Source organism: Candidatus Avelusimicrobium caledoniensis, assembly GCF_902756455.1.
Classification (GTDB): domain Bacteria; phylum Elusimicrobiota; class Elusimicrobia; order Elusimicrobiales; family Elusimicrobiaceae; genus Avelusimicrobium; species Avelusimicrobium caledoniense.
Genome location: NZ_CACVRB010000009.1, coordinates 19,417 through 37,130, shown reverse-complemented (window position 1 = coordinate 37,130; position 17,714 = coordinate 19,417). Strand labels below are relative to the sequence as shown.

General features: G+C 46.7%; 20 protein-coding genes. 3 read left to right on the top strand and 17 right to left on the bottom strand.

Features of this window, described 5'->3' with window-relative positions; genetic code table 11:
- Nucleotides 1-827: 827 nt before the first annotated feature.
- The gene (locus ACQY2W_RS03165; protein WP_428049292.1) at nucleotides 828-1,343 is read left to right on the top strand and encodes a type IV pilin protein; all 516 of its coding nucleotides are present in this window, start codon (nucleotides 828-830) and stop codon (nucleotides 1,341-1,343) included.
- 64 nt (nucleotides 1,344-1,407) lie between these two features.
- Here the strand turns inward: ACQY2W_RS03165 and rplT are convergent, their stop codons facing one another.
- The 5 genes from rplT to ACQY2W_RS03140 form a co-directional block, all read right to left on the bottom strand.
- Nucleotides 1,408-1,758 carry a 50S ribosomal protein L20 gene (gene rplT, locus ACQY2W_RS03160; RefSeq protein ID WP_428049290.1) on the bottom strand — a complete coding sequence of 117 codons (351 nt, stop codon included), beginning with the start codon at nucleotides 1,756-1,758 and terminating at the stop codon, nucleotides 1,408-1,410.
- Between the two features lie 11 nt (nucleotides 1,759-1,769).
- On the bottom strand, nucleotides 1,770-1,976 hold the full coding sequence (locus ACQY2W_RS03155) for a large ribosomal subunit protein bL35 (RefSeq protein ID WP_428049288.1): 207 nt from the start codon (nucleotides 1,974-1,976) through the stop codon (nucleotides 1,770-1,772).
- A 102-nt stretch (nucleotides 1,977-2,078) separates the two neighbouring features.
- Entirely contained in the window at nucleotides 2,079-2,618 is a 540-nt protein-coding gene (gene infC / locus ACQY2W_RS03150) for a translation initiation factor IF-3 (protein WP_428049286.1), read from the bottom strand.
- A gap of 77 nt (nucleotides 2,619-2,695) precedes the next feature.
- Nucleotides 2,696-2,869 carry a hypothetical protein gene (locus ACQY2W_RS03145; RefSeq protein ID WP_428049294.1) on the bottom strand — a complete coding sequence of 58 codons (174 nt, stop codon included), beginning with the start codon at nucleotides 2,867-2,869 and terminating at the stop codon, nucleotides 2,696-2,698.
- A gap of 44 nt (nucleotides 2,870-2,913) precedes the next feature.
- The gene (locus ACQY2W_RS03140; protein ID WP_428049284.1) at nucleotides 2,914-3,696 is read right to left on the bottom strand and encodes a head GIN domain-containing protein; all 783 of its coding nucleotides are present in this window, start codon (nucleotides 3,694-3,696) and stop codon (nucleotides 2,914-2,916) included.
- Nucleotides 3,697-3,944: 248 nt separating this feature from the next.
- On the opposite strand from ACQY2W_RS03140, the gene ACQY2W_RS03135 reads away from it, so the two are divergent.
- Nucleotides 3,945-4,424, top strand: coding sequence for a type IV pilin protein (locus ACQY2W_RS03135; RefSeq protein WP_428049282.1), 480 nt, complete (start codon nucleotides 3,945-3,947; stop codon nucleotides 4,422-4,424).
- A gap of 45 nt (nucleotides 4,425-4,469) precedes the next feature.
- Here the strand turns inward: ACQY2W_RS03135 and atpC are convergent, their stop codons facing one another.
- From atpC to ACQY2W_RS03080, 11 genes are all read right to left on the bottom strand, one after another.
- The gene (gene atpC / locus ACQY2W_RS03130) at nucleotides 4,470-4,883 is read right to left on the bottom strand and encodes an ATP synthase F1 subunit epsilon (RefSeq protein WP_428049280.1); all 414 of its coding nucleotides are present in this window, start codon (nucleotides 4,881-4,883) and stop codon (nucleotides 4,470-4,472) included.
- A gap of 1 nt (nucleotide 4,884) precedes the next feature.
- Entirely contained in the window at nucleotides 4,885-6,297 is a 1,413-nt protein-coding gene (atpD, locus tag ACQY2W_RS03125) for a F0F1 ATP synthase subunit beta (RefSeq protein WP_428049278.1), read from the bottom strand.
- 11 nt (nucleotides 6,298-6,308) lie between these two features.
- Nucleotides 6,309-7,214, bottom strand: a complete 906-nt coding sequence (gene atpG / locus ACQY2W_RS03120; RefSeq protein WP_428049276.1) for an ATP synthase F1 subunit gamma — start codon at nucleotides 7,212-7,214, stop codon at nucleotides 6,309-6,311.
- An 8-nt stretch (nucleotides 7,215-7,222) separates the two neighbouring features.
- Complete coding sequence (rfaD, locus tag ACQY2W_RS03115; RefSeq protein ID WP_428049274.1) at nucleotides 7,223-8,158, bottom strand: ADP-glyceromanno-heptose 6-epimerase; 936 nt, start codon at nucleotides 8,156-8,158, stop codon at nucleotides 7,223-7,225.
- Nucleotides 8,159-8,167: 9 nt separating this feature from the next.
- A complete protein-coding gene (atpA, locus tag ACQY2W_RS03110; protein WP_428049272.1) occupies nucleotides 8,168-9,694 on the bottom strand; it encodes a F0F1 ATP synthase subunit alpha in 1,527 nt (508 codons plus the stop codon).
- Between the two features lie 10 nt (nucleotides 9,695-9,704).
- A complete protein-coding gene (gene atpH / locus ACQY2W_RS03105; RefSeq protein ID WP_428049270.1) occupies nucleotides 9,705-10,235 on the bottom strand; it encodes an ATP synthase F1 subunit delta in 531 nt (176 codons plus the stop codon).
- 2 nt (nucleotides 10,236-10,237) lie between these two features.
- On the bottom strand, nucleotides 10,238-10,732 hold the full coding sequence (atpF, locus tag ACQY2W_RS03100; RefSeq protein ID WP_428049268.1) for a F0F1 ATP synthase subunit B: 495 nt from the start codon (nucleotides 10,730-10,732) through the stop codon (nucleotides 10,238-10,240).
- A 14-nt stretch (nucleotides 10,733-10,746) separates the two neighbouring features.
- Nucleotides 10,747-10,974: an ATP synthase F0 subunit C gene (gene atpE / locus ACQY2W_RS03095; RefSeq protein WP_428049266.1), complete on the bottom strand. Its 228-nt coding sequence runs from the start codon at nucleotides 10,972-10,974 to the stop codon at nucleotides 10,747-10,749.
- Between the two features lie 40 nt (nucleotides 10,975-11,014).
- Nucleotides 11,015-11,776 carry a F0F1 ATP synthase subunit A gene (gene atpB, locus ACQY2W_RS03090; RefSeq protein ID WP_428049264.1) on the bottom strand — a complete coding sequence of 254 codons (762 nt, stop codon included), beginning with the start codon at nucleotides 11,774-11,776 and terminating at the stop codon, nucleotides 11,015-11,017.
- Complete coding sequence (locus ACQY2W_RS03085; protein WP_428049262.1) at nucleotides 11,763-11,996, bottom strand: AtpZ/AtpI family protein; 234 nt, start codon at nucleotides 11,994-11,996, stop codon at nucleotides 11,763-11,765. Before ACQY2W_RS03085 ends, atpB begins: the two co-directional genes overlap by 14 nt.
- Before the next feature lie 351 nt (nucleotides 11,997-12,347).
- Complete coding sequence (locus tag ACQY2W_RS03080; protein ID WP_428049260.1) at nucleotides 12,348-13,799, bottom strand: alpha-amylase family glycosyl hydrolase; 1,452 nt, start codon at nucleotides 13,797-13,799, stop codon at nucleotides 12,348-12,350.
- 235 nt (nucleotides 13,800-14,034) lie between these two features.
- Here ACQY2W_RS03080 and ACQY2W_RS03075 point away from each other — a divergent pair, with 235 nt between their 5' ends.
- The gene (locus ACQY2W_RS03075) at nucleotides 14,035-14,508 is read left to right on the top strand and encodes a type IV pilin protein (RefSeq protein ID WP_428049258.1); all 474 of its coding nucleotides are present in this window, start codon (nucleotides 14,035-14,037) and stop codon (nucleotides 14,506-14,508) included.
- Nucleotides 14,509-15,159: 651 nt separating this feature from the next.
- Here ACQY2W_RS03075 and gyrA read toward each other — a convergent pair.
- Nucleotides 15,160-17,685: a DNA gyrase subunit A gene (gyrA, locus tag ACQY2W_RS03070; protein WP_428049256.1), complete on the bottom strand. Its 2,526-nt coding sequence runs from the start codon at nucleotides 17,683-17,685 to the stop codon at nucleotides 15,160-15,162.
- Nucleotides 17,686-17,714: the final 29 nt, after the last annotated feature.

The following is a 17,714-nucleotide window of genomic DNA, read 5'->3' as shown; positions in this document are numbered from 1 at the left end:
TTTATAAGAGTTAGGGCGTAATTCTACCGGTTTGATACGAACAATGCGGGTTACGCCTCTTACCGGGATCCCTCCCGCTAACGAAGGCGTAACACTGCTCAACATCAAGCAGGCACTTAAGATAACGGCCATAAACGCTCTCATAAGATCTCCTTAATTATATTATTGCGCATGAACATAAAAAAAACTAGGCCCAAAAGACCTAGTTTTTTTTGCCTTTTGGACCTAGTTTGAAATAGGTACGCTTTGATACAGCTATTTTGTAAATCGGACAGGATCGCATAAAAAGGATATACTACCTCCGCCCCCTTGAGCCGACTACTGTGCGGCTCGGGCGTGCACTGACACTTTCGCTTTAAACGATTGCAGTACATACAAAGACTCCTTTTTTAGCTCCGTATTTATTGTACCACAAAATGCGGCGCGCGCGCAACTGTTTTTATTTTACCGTCGGAAAAACAAATTTGACAAGTCTTTTAAAAATTACAAAAAAGGTTTAAAAATATGCTTTTTTGGAAAAACACAAAAAACATCCTTTTACCGATTTTTCTTCACAACAGACCCCCTTTTAAAACGCCATGCCCGACGTAAATTTGCCAAGTTGACAAGTTCCGCTTGACAAATCAAAAAAAAAAACGATAATAAAGGGACAGAAAATATAATAAATGTCATTCCAAACCGCGGCCTTTACCGCTTGGCCGCGCCCCGGAAGGTCTTTATCCGGGGTCTGATGACAATGATTTGGAATCTCACCTCTTTCTAAAACAACCATAAGGTGAGATCCTGAATCAAGTTCAGGATGACAATAGTATTAAGGAGCAAACAATATGAAAAACAACAAAGCATTTACGCTTATTGAATTATTGGTAGTAGTTTTAATCATCGGTATTTTGGCGGCGGTGGCGTTGCCGCAATATCAAAAGGCAGTTGTTAAAAGCCGTTATGCCACGTTAAAGAATCTAACGCGCAGTCTGGCTCAGGCCGAAGAACTTTACTATTTAGCTAACGGACAATATACAACCCACTTAGAAGAACTAAGCATAGAATCCCCTACGCCCACCTCTACCACGGATAACTCCACGTATGTAGATTACAACTTTAATTGGGGCATGTGCCGCCTAATGTCATTTAGCGGTGATGCCTTTGTAAAATGCCGCAACAGTTCTATTCAAATGGACTACCAAATTCGCTTTGCTCACGCCCCACAAAATGCTGGGCAAACCCTATGTATCGCTTTTGTGGATAGTCTGAACCAACCTCAAGCCAAAGTCTGTCAACAAGAAACAAATGATCCCAGTCCTTCTATCAATACCGGTTGGATAGGGTGGGTCTATCAACAATAAATTTTTATCACACAAAACACCCCCGTCTTTTGGCGGGGGTGTTTTTGCCTTTACACTAGCTAAACTATTTAGCGGCTTTAACGATATCCACCAATTTCTTGAAGGACACCGGGTCTTTAATCGCCATTTCGCTAAGCATCTTGCGGTTAAGCGTGATGTTGGCTTTGGCAAGCCCGCTGATGAATTTAGAGTAAGACAACCCTTCTTCGCGCACCGCGGCGTTAATACGCATAATCCACGTTTGGCGATAGGTGGTTTTTTTGTCTTTGCGGTCAACATACGCATGAACACCGGATTTACCGAGTTGTTGCGTAGCCATGCGCAAGCGGCGGGATTTATCTCCGTAATAGCCGCTGGCTCTTTTCAATACTTTTTTCTTTCTTGCGTGTCTGGGAACGCTGAATTTAATTCTCATGTTTCAACCTCTTATTTGGCCATGGGCAGATACTTTTCTAAGATCTTGCCTTTGTTGGACTCGGGCGTGATAACCCCGGTCTTACGCATGTCGTGTTTGCGTGAGGCAGAAACAGGCGTTAGCAAGTGTTTTCTGCCGGCTTTTCTGTGGGTGAATTTACCCGTAGCGGTTTTGCGGAAACGCTTTTTACCGCCACTGTGATTTTTTAATTTAGGCATTTTTTTATTCCTTTTGTTTAATTGGCTTTTATTTACACAACCTGCGGCGGGAGCCGGTCAAGCCCCGAACGCAGTCACTACAAAAAAAGCCGAAAAATCGGTTTAGTTTTTAGGTACAAAGGTCATGCTCATGCGGTTACCCAGCTGTTGCAGACCTCCGTCCACCGTAGCCAATTCTTCCAACCGTTTAGCGGTATCATTTAAAATTTGGATACCCAAATCTTTATGTTGGTTTTCGCGCCCGCGGAAGACCACTACAAAACGCACTTGGTTTTTCTTACGCAAGAACTCCTCAATTTGGCGGAGTTTAACTTCTAAGTCATGCGGAGCAATACGCGATTTAATGCGGAGCTCCTTAAGAGAAACCTTCGCTTGTTTCTTTTTGGCCTCGGCGGCTTTTTTACCCTGTTCGTAAACGTACTTGTTGTAATCCAGTATTTTACAGACAGGAGGTTGGGCGTTGGGTGAAATTTCCACTAAGTCCAACTCTTGTTCTTTGGCCATAGCAACGGCTTGGCGCGTCGGAAAGATACCTAACATGGTACCGTCCGAATCAATCACGCGCACTTCGGCCGCGCGGATGTTTTGGTTACGGCAATACAAGTCTTGCTTGTATACTCTTCTGTTATCAAATCTGGCCATTCAATTTTCTTTAGACAAAACTGTCCCCTCTGGGGACTTTTTTATTATACCAAGTTGGCTCTACATGTGTCAAACAACTATTTTTTTAATTCCCAAGGCCGTACACATTGCTGAAGCGACTCGTTCCACACGTACCCGGCCGAGCCGATACAGCCATGAGCGTCACGGTCGGCGCCGACCAACACTCTTTTTTCCGGGGTGGCACAAGCTGCCAAACCCAACAGGGCCCCTATAAGCAGTATTTGTTTCATAACTCCATTATAGTAAAAAACCCCGCTTTTGCGGGGGTGTTTGGTTAATCATCCGTATCTTGTACAATACGCTTGATATTTCCGGCTCGCTCTAATGAAACAGGACTTCCCTTATATTTAATTTTTCCTTTTCCGATTACGGCGGCCGTTAATTTTTCGTAGGCAGAAACGGAAATTTCGCCTTTCCCGTTAACGCTAGCCGTAGCCGTTTGCACGCGCATATCGGACGCGTCTATATCGCCCGCCCCGTGGTTTTGCAATTCAGCCGTTAATGCCAAGCCGGCCAGTTCAATGTCGCCGTTGTCATCGGCTACGGCTTGTACATGGTGGGCATCTAAACGGTTGATATCCGCTTCCGATTTGCCCGCCGCGTGAATATGTAAATTTTGTACCGTGAGTCCGTCAGCCGAAAACTCGCCTTCTTGCGTTAACGTAACGGTTAAATCTTGCACGTTTAGCGATCCGCGCACGTGCACATCTCCTTTGCCATAGATAGCAACTTCATGCAAAGAAGGCCCGGTAAGCATAACGCGCATTTTATCCGATTTAATTGGTCTGGCACCCCGTACAAATCCCACGTTTAATACCCCATCTTTAACGCTTAGCGAAACGGCTTGTACCGTTTTTTCCGGCCCGCTGACGTGTGCCGTGGCAGTAGGATGTTGCATGAAATCAACATCAAAATCGCCCTGCACGTTAATGGCGTGGAAAGCGGGTAACTTCTCCACCATACGCGATTGATAATGCCCTTGATTTTTAGCAGCGTACCCAAACACGCTACCGCACAAAAGCACCGACACGCTTATATATTTCAGGTATGTTTTCATTTCTCCCCCCTAAACGCAAGTTGCGTATTTTTTATTATAGTTGTTCCCCCACCGTTTTTTGAGGCGGAAAAATAATTAGACCCCCTTGCCGGGGGCAGGCATTTTGGGAGCTATCTTCCACTTAATTAGAGCCACACTCTGTTTGCTGTGTTGCTTTGCAACGCAACAACTTTCTTGCTGGGCCTTGACAAATCAAAAAAAAAAACGATAATAAAGGGACGAAAAAAATATATTAAGGAGCAAACAATATGAAAAACAAACAAGCGTTTACACTCATTGAGCTGTTAGTTGTTGTTCTGATCATTGGTATTTTAGCGGCGGTGGCGTTGCCGCAGTACAACTTAGCCGTAGACAAAAGCCGCATTATGCCTTATGTGCCACTTATTAAATCTATTAACACTGCCGAAGAAGTGTATTTTATGGCCAACGCAGAGTATACAACCGATTTGACGGCTTTAGATATAGATGTAACCAAAACTTGTCCAAATATAACGTGGAGTAAAAACGGCATATATTGTCCGAAATTTTACTTTGCGATATCAACACTCGCTCCAACTTACGAACTTACTTATTGTTCACAAGACAGTTGCGATTCCATGAGTCATACGAATAATGAAAAATTTGTCATTAAACTCATGTGGCGCGGCAACAATTTTGGCAGTTGTCTCCACAACAACAGTAACCGTGGCAAAGCTCTTTGCAAACAATTAAGAGAGCAATTTCAATAACGTAAAAATGCCCCTCGTAAAAACGAGGGGCATTTTTTGATTTATTTAGTTGAGTTTGCGACGTTTTACTTTCATGCGGGTAATGGCTTGCTTTAACTCAATTTCCGCCAGTTCAAAATCAATATCCGCATCTTTTTTAGATAGCGCATCTTTGGCTTTTTTGATCTTTTGGTTTTCGGCTTCTTCGTCAATCTCGTCCGCTAGGTCAGCCCCTTCGGCAAACGCGTTTACCACGTCATCCTTTACTTCCACAAACCCGCCCATAACGGCAAAATCAAAATCTTTGCCGTCTTTTTTATAGCGCAAATCGCCATAGGTTAGTTGCACAAGCACCGGCACGTGTCCGGGCAAAATACCCATTTCGCCCAAAAGCGCAGGCAACACCACCATATCTACTTCCAAGTCGGTAAGCAGTTGCTTTTGCGGCGTGATGAGATTGAGTTTTAATTTTTTCGCCATATTATTCGCGGTTTTTGACTTCTTCGTATTTCGCCAAAACGTCTTCTATGCCGCCGCACATGTAAAAGCACGATTCGGGGATATGGTCATATTCGCCCTCTACAATGCCTTTAAATGCTTTAATCGTGTCGGCCAGTTTAACATATTTGCCGGGGTGGCCCGTAAATTGTTCCGCCACCGAGAACGGCTGTGATAAAAACTTTTGGATGCGGCGCGCACGTCCGACGGTTTTTTTGTCTTCGTCGGACAGTTCGTCCATACCCAAAATGGCGATAATATCTTGTAAGTCTTTATATTTCTGTAAAATTTGGCGCACGCGTTGGGACACATTGTAATGTTCTTCGCCCAAAATGCGCGGGTCCAAAATGCGCGAGGAAGATTCCAACGGATCCACCGCCGGATAAATACCCAAACTTGCAATCTGGCGCGACAGTACAGACGTAGAATCTAAGTGCGTAAACGTAGCCGCCACGCCGGGATCGGTTAAATCGTCCGCGGGCACGTACACGGCTTGAATAGAGGTAATAGCCCCTTTTTTGGTAGACGTGATACGCTCTTGGAGTGCGCCGATTTCCGTGTTAAGCGTGGGCTGATAACCCACCGCCGAAGGCATACGGCCCAAGAGCGCAGACACTTCGGAGTTGGCGAGCACAAAGCGGAAAATGTTATCTAAAAACAACAGTACGTCTTGACCTTTTACGTCGCGGAAATATTCTGCCTGCGTAAGCGCCGTTAAAGCGACTTTGGCACGCGCTCCGGGCGGCTCGTTCATTTGTCCGTAAACGAGAACGGTTTTATCTAATACGGTACTGCCGTCGGAAAGTTTGGACTCGCTCATTTCTAACATGAGGTCGTTACCTTCGCGGCTGCGTTCGCCCACTCCGCCGAAAACGGAACTGCCGTGGTGTTCGCGCGCGACGTTGTTGATAAGCTCCATAATAAGCACGGTCTTACCCACGCCCGCACCGCCGAAAAGACCCACTTTTCCGCCTTTCATGTACGGTGCAATTAAATCAATTACTTTGATACCCGTTTCAAAAATTTCCGGGGTCGGGTTTTGATCTTCCAAAGACGGAGCCGCACGGTGAATGGGAAGTTTCATCTCGGCGTTAATATCGCCTTTGTGGTCTTGCGGTTGGCCTAACACGTTGAGTAACCGCCCTAAACATTTTTCACCCACCGGCACGGTAAGAGGCGCCCCCGTATCTACGGCGTTTGCTCCGCGTTGCAATCCGTCGGTGCTCTCTAGCGACACGCAACGCACCACGCCGTCACCCATTTGTTGGGCTACTTCGGCTGTGATTTTACGGCCGCCGTCCATTTCAATTTCAATGGCGTTTTCAATAGCAGGCAGGTGGTCTTGGTCAAATTGAATATCCACCGCCGCTCCGATTACTTGAATTACTTTTCCCATATAATTCCCCGTTAATTATTCAGAGCTTCCGCCCCGTTTACAATATCTAAAATTTCGTTGGTAATACCCGCTTGGCGCACTTTGTTTAGTTTAAGCCCCAGCGCACCGACAATCTCGCCCGCGTTTTTGCTGGCTGCGTCCATCGCACTGGTAGTCGCCGCCAAGTTAGCCGCTTGCGACTCCAAAAGCACGCGGTACATATTGGCTTTAACTAAGCGCGGCACCATCAGTTTAAAAATTTCCAATAGCCCCGGCTCAAATTCAAATTCTTTGGCGGAAATTTTTTCTTGCGCGGCTTTAGGTGCAAACGGCAAAATAGTTTGTTCTACTAAATTTTGGCTTGCCAGCGACTTAAAATCGTTATAAATAAGCGTTACATTTTGTAATTTTTCTTCTAAAAAATTTTTTAGTACCGCTTCGCCGAGGAGTTCCGCATGCGCATAAGACACTTTCGGAAAAATACCCACGCTTTCGTACACAATATGCAAATTCGGCATTTTTAAACGCGCCAGGAAATCGCGCCCTTTTTTGCCGATAGCAAATATAAAAATTTCTTTTTCGTGGTGTTCTTTGATAAACCGCATCGCCGCACGCAACACAACAGCATTAAAAGAGCCGGTCAGCCCTTTATCGCCCGTAATAACCAGTAAACCGATTTTGTTTTCATCGGCGGTGCGGTTAATAAACAAACGGCTCGCCCACCGTTCGCCGCCGTCTTGCGGTTGTGGCAAAGCCAGCACGGCCGGGGTGAGGTCGGACACCATTTCCAACATTTTAGTCGCAAAGGGACGCGCGGCGGCCATGGCATCTTGCGCGCGGCGTATGCGGGCGTTTGAAATCATTTTCATCGTCTGCATAATCTGTTGCGTAGATTTAATGGCTTTGATGTTTTGCCGGATGTCCCTAAGCGACTGCATAAAACTCCCTAAATTTTGCGGCCTTCCAAAATAGCTACGTAATCGGCAATACCTTTTTCAAGCGTATAGTCCGGCTCGTAGCCGAGTTTTTCTTTGGACTTTGTAATATCCGCTTGCGTTTTGAGTTGAAAGAACGGATACGGATTGTCAATATATTCCGGCTCCAAATTTGTGCCGAGCTCTTTATTTAAACACGCGATAATGGCGTTGTAATCGCGCGGCACGCCGGTAGCGGCATTGAAAACGCCGGTTTCTTTGCCGTTTTTGAGCGCGCACATGTTGATTTTGACAATATCTTTTACATACACAAAATCACGTTGTTGTTCGCCGTATTTAAAGACGCGCGGACGTTTGCCTTCTTTCATTTGGTTGTAGAGCTGATAGACCATACTGGCCATTTTGCCTTTGTGATATTCGCCCGGACCGTAAACGTTAAAATAGCGAAGCCCGATAATTTTCATATCGTTGTTATCTTCGGAAAATTGGCGGGCGACATTGTCCATAATCACTTTGGAAAACCCGTACACATTTTCCGGGTGGGTGGGTTGTGTTTCCACGTTGGGAACGGGTCCGTTGCCATACGTGGCGGCGGAAGAAGCGTAAATCACTTTTTTAATTTCGTTTTCCGCGGCAAACTCCAATAAATTTTTAAACGCTTCCACGTTTTGTTCCATCATGGCTTTTTGGTCCATAACCGTCGTATCTGTAATGGCGGCCTCGTGGAAGATAGCGTCAAAATACATATCGTGCGGCACGTTGGTAAACAAATCGCACGTAATGACGTCGCCTTTGAAACCGATTAAGTTTTTGAAATGTCCGTTTTTGGAAAAGTCATCCAACACGGTTACTTCGTGCCCTTCGGCTTCCAGTGTTTTGGCAATGTTACTGCCTACAAAGCCGGCTCCGCCGGTAACTAAGTATTTTTTCTTTGATTTTGTTTCCATGGTTTTCTCCTATTTTCCGGCTTTAAACACCGTTTTAAATTGGTCTAATAAAGCAACGATTTTTTTCTCTAAAGTTTCGGTAAGCTCGTTAGACGTGTTAAGTTCGTTAAGCACTTCTTGTTGTTCGGCGCGCACATACGCCAACAGTTGTTTTTCGTACGGCAACACATCGGTTACTTTTAATTCATCCAAATATCCGTGCGTACCCGCATATAACGAGAGGACTTCCTCTCCCACCGTTAGCGGCGCATACTGGTTTTGTTTTAACAGTTCCGTCATGCGCTGTCCGCGGGCAATTTGGCGTTGGGACTCTTTATCTAACTCCGAGCCAAATTGGGCAAAGCCCGCTAATTCTTGGTATTGCGATAAATCAATACGAAGTGTACCCGCCACTTTGCGCATGGTTTTGCGTTGGGCACTGCCGCCCACGCGCGAAACGGACAACCCCACGTTGACCGCGGGCTTAATGCCGCTTAAAAAGAGGTTGCTTTCCAAATAAATCTGACCGTCGGTAATAGAAATGACGTTTGTCGGAATATAGGCCGAAACGTCGTTGGCTTGTGTTTCAATAATCGGTAGCGCGGTAATAGAACCGCCGCCGTTTTCTTTGGAAAGTTTGCAAGCGCGTTCCAACAAACGGGAATGCAAATAAAACACGTCGCCGGGGTAGGCCTCACGTCCCGGCGGACGGCGCAACAAAAGCGACATCTGGCGATAGGCCTGCGCGTGCTTGGATAAATCATCATACACGATAAGCACATCTTTGCCTTGCCACATAAAATACTCGCCGATAGCACAACCTGCATACGGCGCAATATATAAAAGCGACGCCGGGTCAGAGGCCGTAGCCGATACAACTACCGTATAATCCATGGCACCAAAATCAGTTAATGTTTTGACGACTTGCGCCACCGTACTTTGTTTTTGTCCGACGGCTACATAAATACAAATACAGCGTTCGTTTTCCGGGATATTTTTTTGGTTGATAATCGCGTCAATGGCAATAGCGGTTTTACCGGTTTGGCGGTCGCCGATGATCAGTTCGCGCTGTCCTTTGCCGATAGGGACCATAGAGTCTATGGCTTTGATACCGGTTTGCAAGGGTTGTTTAACGGGTTGGCGGTCAATGATACCGGGGGCAACGATATCTAAGGGCATGTTTTTATCGGTTTTAATTTCGCCTTTACCGTCTAACGGGCGTCCCAGCGGATCTACCACGCGCCCGATTACGCCTGCACCCACGGGAATGCTGATGACTTCACCGGTACGTTTGACGGTATCTCCCTCTTTTACTTGCGTATCGGGGCCCATCAACACACAACCGACATTGTCGTACTCTAAGTTCATCGCCATCCCTTTGATGCCGTTACCAAAGTCCACCAGTTCAGAGGCCTTGACGTTGTTAAGCCCGTGCACGCGGGCGATGCCGTCGCCCACTTGAATCACAGTGCCCACTTCGCTTACGTCTACCGACGTATCAAAATGTTCTATTTTTTCTTTAATAATTTTTGTAATTTCTTCCGGTCTGATTGCCATATTCTTCCCGTTATTTAATAAGTTCTTCTTGTAAACGGTCCAGTTGCCCTTGCAAACTACCGTCTAAAAGTTCGCCATTACACCAAATTTTAAGTCCGCCTAAAAGGGCGGGGTCCGTCTGAAAATCTGCCTTTATCTCCTGCCCGTAGCGCGCAGAAAGCACTTGTTCGGTGTGTTGTTTCTCCGTTTCGGATAACGACCGGGCCGATACCACCTGTGCGCGCAAAATACCTTGCCGTTTATCGGTGAGCGCGCAAACATCTTCCACAATTTGCGTGAGCAAATTATAACGCTTCGCACCCAACAGCACTTCCACAAAAGACGCTACTTGCGGCCAATTTTTTAATGCTGCGCGTACCGCCTCTTGCTTTTTTGCAAGCGGCACGGTGGGAGCATTTAACAAATCGTTTACTCCCAAAAGCGCCTTGGCCGCAGACGATAATTCTTCCGCACGCAAAACGGCCTGCGCCGTGGTGGTGCTCAAGTTATCATAAGCGGCGGCATAACGCTTGGCCGCGCGAGAAGCAGTGCTGTTTGTCATATCTATTTATTTTTTAATTCATCCAGCACACGTTCTACCGTCGCGTGTGCGTTTGCGTCGTTTAATTCTTCTTGCGCCACTTTTTTGGCCGCCAATATCGCCGTACGGACAATCTCGCCGCGGATATCGGCCAAGGCGTGATTTTTCTCCGCCTCTATACGCTCCCTTGCTTGTTCTAACATACGTTGCGTTTCTTCTTTGGCAGCCGCTATCAGTTGGTCGCGTTGTGCTTCGCCCGTTTTAACGGCTTGCGCCATTTTTTGGGCGGCTTCTTCGGCTACGCGGTTTAATTTTTCGTCCAACGATGCTTTTAATTGTTGGGCTTCTTCGCGCGCTTGTTGTGCTTGCTGTTTATCTGTGGCAATCTGCGTTTCGCGCTTTTCCAACGCGCCGATAATACCGTTCCACGCAAATTTTTTAAGCAGATAAACGAGGAGCAAAAAGTTACAAATGGTAAGTATTGTTACCCCGACGTCGGGATTCAATAAATCTTCCATATCTTTCCTTTAAACTACATTACCATGGTGAGCAAGCAGATAACTAAACCCAACATGGCCGCCCCTTCTAACAAGGCCGCAATAATAATCATGGTGGTGCGCAAGTCAGAACCGGCTTCCGGTTGGCGGGCCGTACCTTCCAAGGCCGCCGCACCGATTTTGCCCAACCCAAAACCCGCACCGATAACCACTAATCCGGCACCGAGCCCGGCGGCAATATATTTTAACACGGCTAATTCCATAGTTTTCTCTCCTTTTTCGGGTTTCCCCGTAAATTAAATTTTAGTGCGTATGTATCACAGACCCGGCAAAAATTGCCGTCAAAAGCGTAAACACATACGCCTGTAAAAATGCAACTAACAACTCCAAGCACGTCATAAAAATCTCTAACCCCATGGCAGGTAGTAACGCTCCCGCCCCGGCAAACACGCTCATTTTTCCAACGATAAAAATGATGAGCAGTAAACAAATCAGCACCATGTGCCCGGAAAGCATATTGGCAAATAAACGAATAGCGAGCACACACACTTTAATAATCGTGCTGATCACTTCCAACGGGAAAATAAGCGGCACGAGCCACGCCGGCGTGCCCGACGGCACAAAACCTTTCAAAAACCCGATAACCCCGTGGTATTTAAGCCCGCTGTATAAAATGACTCCGCCGGAACAAAGCGCAAGTGCCGCCGTAACGGAAATGTTAGATGTGGCGGTTTTCATTTCCGGAATCATACCCGCCAAATTAACGCAAAGAATAAATAAGAAAAGCGTGCAGAAATACGGCAAGAAGCTTTTTCCTTCCGCGCCCATGTTGGGCAAAACAAGTCCGTCGCGGATGAACGAAACATATTCTTCTAAAAGGGTCGTAAGCAAACGCCCGGACTTACTTTGACGCGGGCGGCTGGCCCACGACAACACAACAAGCAACAACACGCTGACCGCAAAAATAGTGACCGAGTGCGTCGTAACCGGCACGCGTAGTCCGCCTAATGTTACGCCCCAATCGTGATCTAAAATATGATGTGCTATGGTATCAGCGACGTTCATTTTTCTTTTCCCGTTCCATGTCTTTGGCCCGACGCCACACAATATACATGCCTAACATAAAACCGACTACCGCACCCGCCACTAAAAACCACGGAGAAGAATTATATTTTTTATCCAGCCAAAAACCAAAACCCGCTCCTAAAATTTCCGCGGTGGCAAATTCTAAACCTAACGTTGTGATAGCCACATGATCTTGCGCAGAAAAATCTTTCAGTGACATTTTTTTCTCCGGTCCGAACGCGCGCGCAGGCGTGTATAGTTATATTATAAAAAATTTGCCCGGAAAAAACACAACGCACAAAATAGACTAATTTTGTGCGTTGTGCGCGAATCGTAACTTACCAAAGTCGTTTCGCAACAGACCAACAACGCAGATGTTGATATGATTTTTCAAAATCGCTCCAAGTTGCGCGGGCTAGTTGGGCGCATAGGCGTAGCGGTAGCTACGTCAAGCCCAAGGGACGCGCAAATTGGCAGATTTTGGAAAATTGTTTATCGGGAACACGCAAACACGGGCGCAACTAAAAGTTGTGCCCGTGTGCGTGCTTATAGAAGTTACGAACAGTTATTATTATATCTGAAACGTGAAGATTTTGCTCTCGTAGGGTTTAAGTTCCAACACCATACCTTGCGCGCGGGCGTCGTCGGTAATGGCAATTTTGTTGCCGGAAAATTCTTCCGTTACGGTGGCACCTCTCACGCCTTTTAGCGGCAAGCGGCATTTGGCGGGAGTATCACTGTAATTGATAACGATTAGCTTGCCCGTGTTCATTTGTTTCCATTGCCAGGATAAGATATTTTGGCAAGAATTATCTTCTTGCGCACCGACGTTATACAAACTCCATTGTCCGCCGTGGAACGCCGGGGCAGATGCAATAGCCAGTAGTTTGCGGTAATACGCAAACACTTCGTCATCTTTTTCAAACCAATCTTGCACGTATTGAATAGGCATACGCGCCGGACGGCCCAAAAGTTGAAAAAACTGAAAGAGCCGCGCACCGGGCAATGTGGCAATAATTGCGCTGGCGGCGAGTGATTTCTCGCGCCCGAAGGCCTTTAAGCTTTCTTCCTCGTCGTGGTTAGAGGTAAAACGCATGGAGCGCATTTGATACAAGTGCTCCGCGCCCAAGTGCCCTTTAATATCTTGCGGGTTGGAAAAGCGCAACCGGTCGTACAAAATTTTATCGTACGTATAATCAAACCCGAGTTCCTGCACTTCCCACTCTAAACCCCAATAGACCTCGGCAATAAAAGTAAATTCGGGGTATGCATCGCGGATGGTTTCCAAGGCCTCGCTCCAAAATTCGCGTTTGGGTAGTGTACCGCCGATAAATTCCCACCAAATATCGCGGTGGACTTTATTTAGCGTCAGCATGGCCATATCGCAACGCACGCCGTCGCACAGTTCGGCAACGCGGTGCAAATTGTTTAACATAAATTCGCGCGTTTTGGGATTGAAATAATTTAGTTGCGCGGTATCGGTCCACGGTGCGAAATACGGGTCGCGCCCGTGTGCGATAAAAATACCTTTTTGCGTTTTAAAAAACCAATCTTTATGGTGCGCGGGCTCAGCCGTGCCGGAATTGACAAACAAATCGGGGTCTTGTTCTACGGCGGGGCAGTCAATAGCCATGTGGTTCCCCACAAAATCTAATAAAAGCGATATTCCGCGCGCTTGCAACCGTTTGCGTAGTGCTTGCAAAGCGTCGTTACCGCCAAGCGATTCATCTACAACATAATCATAAACGGCGTAGGGTGATGCGGTAATGTCGTCGGGGTTAAAATCGGGTTTAATGGCACGGACTTGATTTTGGATGTCTGCACTCGCACGGGCAATTTCGCCGGCTTTGGGGCTTTGTTTCCACACGCCCATGAGCCATACGGCATCAAAACCCATGGCTTGCGCCGTATCTAAAAACTGTTCCGGCACGTCGGCCAGCGTAAACGGTTTGCCTTGCTTGTCCGCTAAACGCTTAAGCCAAGCACGTGTGTCAACTTCCAAAATATGTGGATTTGTTCGCATAGTATCACCCTTATCTTTTTATACCACTTTTCCCCCGTGCTTGTAAACTGTTTTTAAACGAATGTTTGAATTATACGAGATTTTTATTATTCCCGCGCTTTTTGCCGCCATATTGCCCGTTTTCGCCCCTCCAAAACACAGCTGAATTTTGCCAAAGCGGAACATTTGACTTGACAGATCAAAAAAAAAAACGATAATAAAGAGTCAGTAAAAAAACAATCAACGGAGAAACAACATGAACAACAAACAAGCATTTACGCTTATTGAATTATTAGTAGTAGTTTTAATTATCGGCATTTTGGCCGCGGTGGCCGTGCCGCAATACAAAATAGCGGTAGAAAAATCACGCGCGGTACAAGCCGCCGTTATGGTAAAAGCCATCGCCGAAGCGCAAGAAGCTTATTTTTTAGCCAATAATACCTATGCGGAAACATTGGAAGAATTAGATATAGAAATTCCGGGGGAATCTTTTGACTATGGCGGTACTTCCCGTAAAAAACAAGGTCTTTTTGACTTTACGGCAAAATGTACCTCTAATTGGACAGGATGTATTGCCGCCTCTGACAGATACGAAGACACTAAACAACTCTATTACTTAATCCGTTTTGCACAAGATCCCCATGTATATTGCGCCGGCACTATATGCAAGAAAATGAGTAATTCCGGACGAGTAACAAAAAGCGGATATTCCCTCTATGTCCTTCAATAAAAATTGTATCGCAGGAGTATGACACAACGCACAAAACGAAATGTTTTGTGCGTTGTGCAAGTCTAAACTTACCAAGGCCGTTATTTTTAGCACGCCCAAAACAACCGTTTCGGGTATGTTTTCAAATTTGAGAAGATGAGCCGCCGCAAGTTGAGCGTGGAACGGCCCGCCTCCCAAAAGACTAACATCGTAGAAGTTTATATGATTTTTCAAATTCGCTTTTAGTTTGCGGGGCAAGTTGGGCGCATAGGCGTTTGGGTTAGCAAGGGATTCTATTTGCTCTATTGCGTTTGGCCGTTTTTGCGTAAAACGGCTAGGCAAAAAAGTGAAGTCTATGTAATCATAGACGAGCTTTTTTAACAACGCCGAATAGCAAAAACGGCTAAACCCTACGGGCCGCGTCCTTTTTGGCTATCACTTCTTTTTTTGCGCGCACCTAGTTCACTAGGCACGCGCAAAACAAACTACGCGCTACCCTAAAAAATCCAGCGGCGCAAAGGCAAACAGAACCCCTTGCTAACCCCGGCTACGTCAAGGGCAAGGCACCGCAAAATAAATAGAATTTGGAAAATTGTTTATCGGTAGCAAGTAACAACGGCACAAACATAATGTTTGTGCCGTTGTACGCGTTTATAGAACTTAACAAGGCCGTTATTCAGCCTGTTCCTCTTCCTCGTCTTTGACGACCGGGGCAATGCGCGCAATCTTATCGCCCGGCTCCATCTTCGCCAGCGTTACGCCTTGCGCGTTGCGGCCTACGGAGCGGATGTCCCCGCAGCGTAAACGGATCGTCATACCCTTTTCGGTAATAATCATCAGGTCTTTGGTTTCGTCCACCAGTTTAATACCGACGACTTTGCCGTTGCGGGCCGATGTCTTAATCGTAATGACACCCATACCGCCACGGTGTTGCCGTTTATATTCGCTAAACTCGGTCCGTTTGCCAAAACCGTTTTCACACACGGAAAGCACATCGGGTTGTTCGGTGCCGTCGTTCGGCGCGTGTTCCATACCGACGACGATGTCGCCTTCTTCCATGTTGATAGCGCGCACCCCGCGGGCTTGGCGGCCCATGGCGCGTACTTCGTTTTCGTCAAAGCGGATAGATTTACCGTTTTGGGTAGCCACTAAAATATCGCTCTTGCCAAACGTCATTTGCGCGCTGATAAGCACGTCGCCCTCGTCTAAGCCGATCGCAATAATGCCCGAGCGGCGGATGTGTTCAAACTCTTTGAGCGCGACGCGTTTAATCGTACCTAAGCGCGTGCAGAGCGTTAAATACGCTTGTTGGCCGTCACTACTGGCAGAGGGGTTAAAATCTTCTATCGCCAAAGTAGAAGTGACTTTTTCTTCGCCCGTGATTTGCAACAAGTTTACAAGCGCCTTGCCCTTAGACATGCGGTTGCCTTCGGGAATTTCAAATGCGCGCAGGGCAAATACGCGGCCACGGCTGGTGAACATCAAAATCGTAGCGTGCGAAGAAGTAATGAACAAGTTTTCCATAAAATCTTCTTCTTTGGTTTTGCTGCCGATGATGCCTTTGCCACCGCGGTTTTGGCTCTTGTACGTAGAGAGCGGGATGCGTTTAGCGTAACCGTCGTTGGAAATGGTGATGACGACGTCTTCTTTTTCAATAAAATCTTCCATCGCCAATTCGGTCATATCCGGGCCGATTTCCGTGCGGCGTTCGTCGCCGTAGGTTTTTTTGAGCTCGGTCAGTTCTTCTACGATGATATCCAAGATTTTTTGCGGATTGCCCAAAATGTATTTCAACTCTTCAATGAGTTTTAATAATTCTTTGCGCTCATTTTCAATCGCTAAAGCCGACAGTTGCGTCAATTGGTGTAAGCGCATATCCAAAATGGCTTGTGCTTGCACTTCGGTCAGCGTGAAGCGTTGCATGAGCGTAAATTTGGCTTCCGTCGGGTCTTTGGCTTTGCGGATAATGGCAACGACTTCGTCCATGTTCGCAATCGCTACGAGTAACCCGTTTAAAATGTGTTCGCGTTTTTGCGCTTTGTTTAAATCAAATTTCGTACGGTTGGTGATGATTTCCTGGCGGTGTTTAACGTATGCTTTCATCACTTCTTTAAGCGACAACACACGCGGGCGTCCGTCCACAATGGCCAGCATATTGACCGGGAAAGACGTTTGCAATTGCGTATGTTTGAACAAGTGATTGAGCACGACTTGCGCGTTACCGTCGCGTTTAACTTCAATGACAAGGCGCATACCGCGGCGGTCCGACTCGTCGCGGATATCGGCGATGTCGGTTACTTTTTTATCACGTACTAAACCGACAATGCTTTCAATCAAAGAGGTCTTATTGACTTGATACGGAATGGCCGAGACGATAATGGCTTGACGGCCGCCTTTGCGTTCTTCAATTTCCGTGGCGGCTTGCACTTTAACACTGCCGTGGCCCGTTTCAAAATACTCGTAAATGCCTTTCGTACCGCGGATAATAGCACCGGTAGGAAAGTCGGGCCCTTTAACAATTTTCATCATTTCTTTGACGGTGATATCGGGGTTTTTAATATACGCGATAATACCGTCGCACACTTCGCCTAAATTGTGGGTGGGGATGTTGGTTGCCATACCTACGGCGATACCGGCCGACCCGTTAACGAGCAAAGCCGGAAGTTTGGCCGGCAAGACGGACGGTTCTAACAAAGAGCCGTCGTAGTTGGGAATCATTTTGACGGTGTCTTTGTCCAAATCGCCGAGCATTTCCTCGGAAATTTTTTGCAAGCGGCACTCGGTGTAACGCATGGCGGCGGCGGAATCTCCGTCAATGGAGCCGAAGTTGCCTTGACCGTCAATTAAGGGTTTTCTTAACGAAAAATCTTGCACCATACGCACGAGCGTATCGTACACGGCGGTGTCTCCGTGCGGGTGGTATTTACCGAGCACGTCACCCACCACACGGGCCGATTTCTTGTAGGGTTTATTGTATTTTAAACCCATTTCGTTCATAGAATATAACACACGGCGGTGTACCGGTTTGAGGCCGTCGCGCACGTCGGGCAAAGCACGCCCGACGATAACGCTCATCGCATAGTCAATGTAATACGAACGCATTTCGTTCGCAATATCGCGTTGTTGAATATCGCCAAACAAGTCCACGTTTACATTGACGTTTTGGGCTTGCGGCTGGTTGGTATTTTCTTCACTCATGTTAAAAATCTCCTGTTACGGACAAATCA

Excerpts from the sequence above, each read along its gene's own strand:
- ACQY2W_RS03165 (WP_428049292.1), top strand. The coding sequence starts at position 828 with ATGAAAAACAACAAAGCATTTACGCTTATTGAATTATTGGTAGTAGTT.
- rplT (WP_428049290.1), bottom strand. The coding sequence starts at position 1,758 with ATGAGAATTAAATTCAGCGTTCCCAGACACGCAAGAAAGAAAAAAGTA.
- ACQY2W_RS03155 (WP_428049288.1), bottom strand. The coding sequence starts at position 1,976 with ATGCCTAAATTAAAAAATCACAGTGGCGGTAAAAAGCGTTTCCGCAAA.
- infC (WP_428049286.1), bottom strand. The coding sequence starts at position 2,618 with ATGGCCAGATTTGATAACAGAAGAGTATACAAGCAAGACTTGTATTGC.
- ACQY2W_RS03145 (WP_428049294.1), bottom strand. The coding sequence starts at position 2,869 with ATGAAACAAATACTGCTTATAGGGGCCCTGTTGGGTTTGGCAGCTTGT.
- ACQY2W_RS03140 (WP_428049284.1), bottom strand. The coding sequence starts at position 3,696 with ATGAAAACATACCTGAAATATATAAGCGTGTCGGTGCTTTTGTGCGGT.
- ACQY2W_RS03135 (WP_428049282.1), top strand. The coding sequence starts at position 3,945 with ATGAAAAACAAACAAGCGTTTACACTCATTGAGCTGTTAGTTGTTGTT.
- atpC (WP_428049280.1), bottom strand. The coding sequence starts at position 4,883 with ATGGCGAAAAAATTAAAACTCAATCTCATCACGCCGCAAAAGCAACTG.
- atpD (WP_428049278.1), bottom strand. The coding sequence starts at position 6,297 with ATGGGAAAAGTAATTCAAGTAATCGGAGCGGCGGTGGATATTCAATTT.
- atpG (WP_428049276.1), bottom strand. The coding sequence starts at position 7,214 with ATGCAGTCGCTTAGGGACATCCGGCAAAACATCAAAGCCATTAAATCT.
- rfaD (WP_428049274.1), bottom strand. The coding sequence starts at position 8,158 with ATGGAAACAAAATCAAAGAAAAAATACTTAGTTACCGGCGGAGCCGGC.
- atpA (WP_428049272.1), bottom strand. The coding sequence starts at position 9,694 with ATGGCAATCAGACCGGAAGAAATTACAAAAATTATTAAAGAAAAAATA.
- atpH (WP_428049270.1), bottom strand. The coding sequence starts at position 10,235 with ATGACAAACAGCACTGCTTCTCGCGCGGCCAAGCGTTATGCCGCCGCT.
- atpF (WP_428049268.1), bottom strand. The coding sequence starts at position 10,732 with ATGGAAGATTTATTGAATCCCGACGTCGGGGTAACAATACTTACCATT.
- atpE (WP_428049266.1), bottom strand. The coding sequence starts at position 10,974 with ATGGAATTAGCCGTGTTAAAATATATTGCCGCCGGGCTCGGTGCCGGA.
- atpB (WP_428049264.1), bottom strand. The coding sequence starts at position 11,776 with ATGAACGTCGCTGATACCATAGCACATCATATTTTAGATCACGATTGG.
- ACQY2W_RS03085 (WP_428049262.1), bottom strand. The coding sequence starts at position 11,996 with ATGTCACTGAAAGATTTTTCTGCGCAAGATCATGTGGCTATCACAACG.
- ACQY2W_RS03080 (WP_428049260.1), bottom strand. The coding sequence starts at position 13,799 with ATGCGAACAAATCCACATATTTTGGAAGTTGACACACGTGCTTGGCTT.
- ACQY2W_RS03075 (WP_428049258.1), top strand. The coding sequence starts at position 14,035 with ATGAACAACAAACAAGCATTTACGCTTATTGAATTATTAGTAGTAGTT.
- gyrA (WP_428049256.1), bottom strand. The coding sequence starts at position 17,685 with ATGAGTGAAGAAAATACCAACCAGCCGCAAGCCCAAAACGTCAATGTA.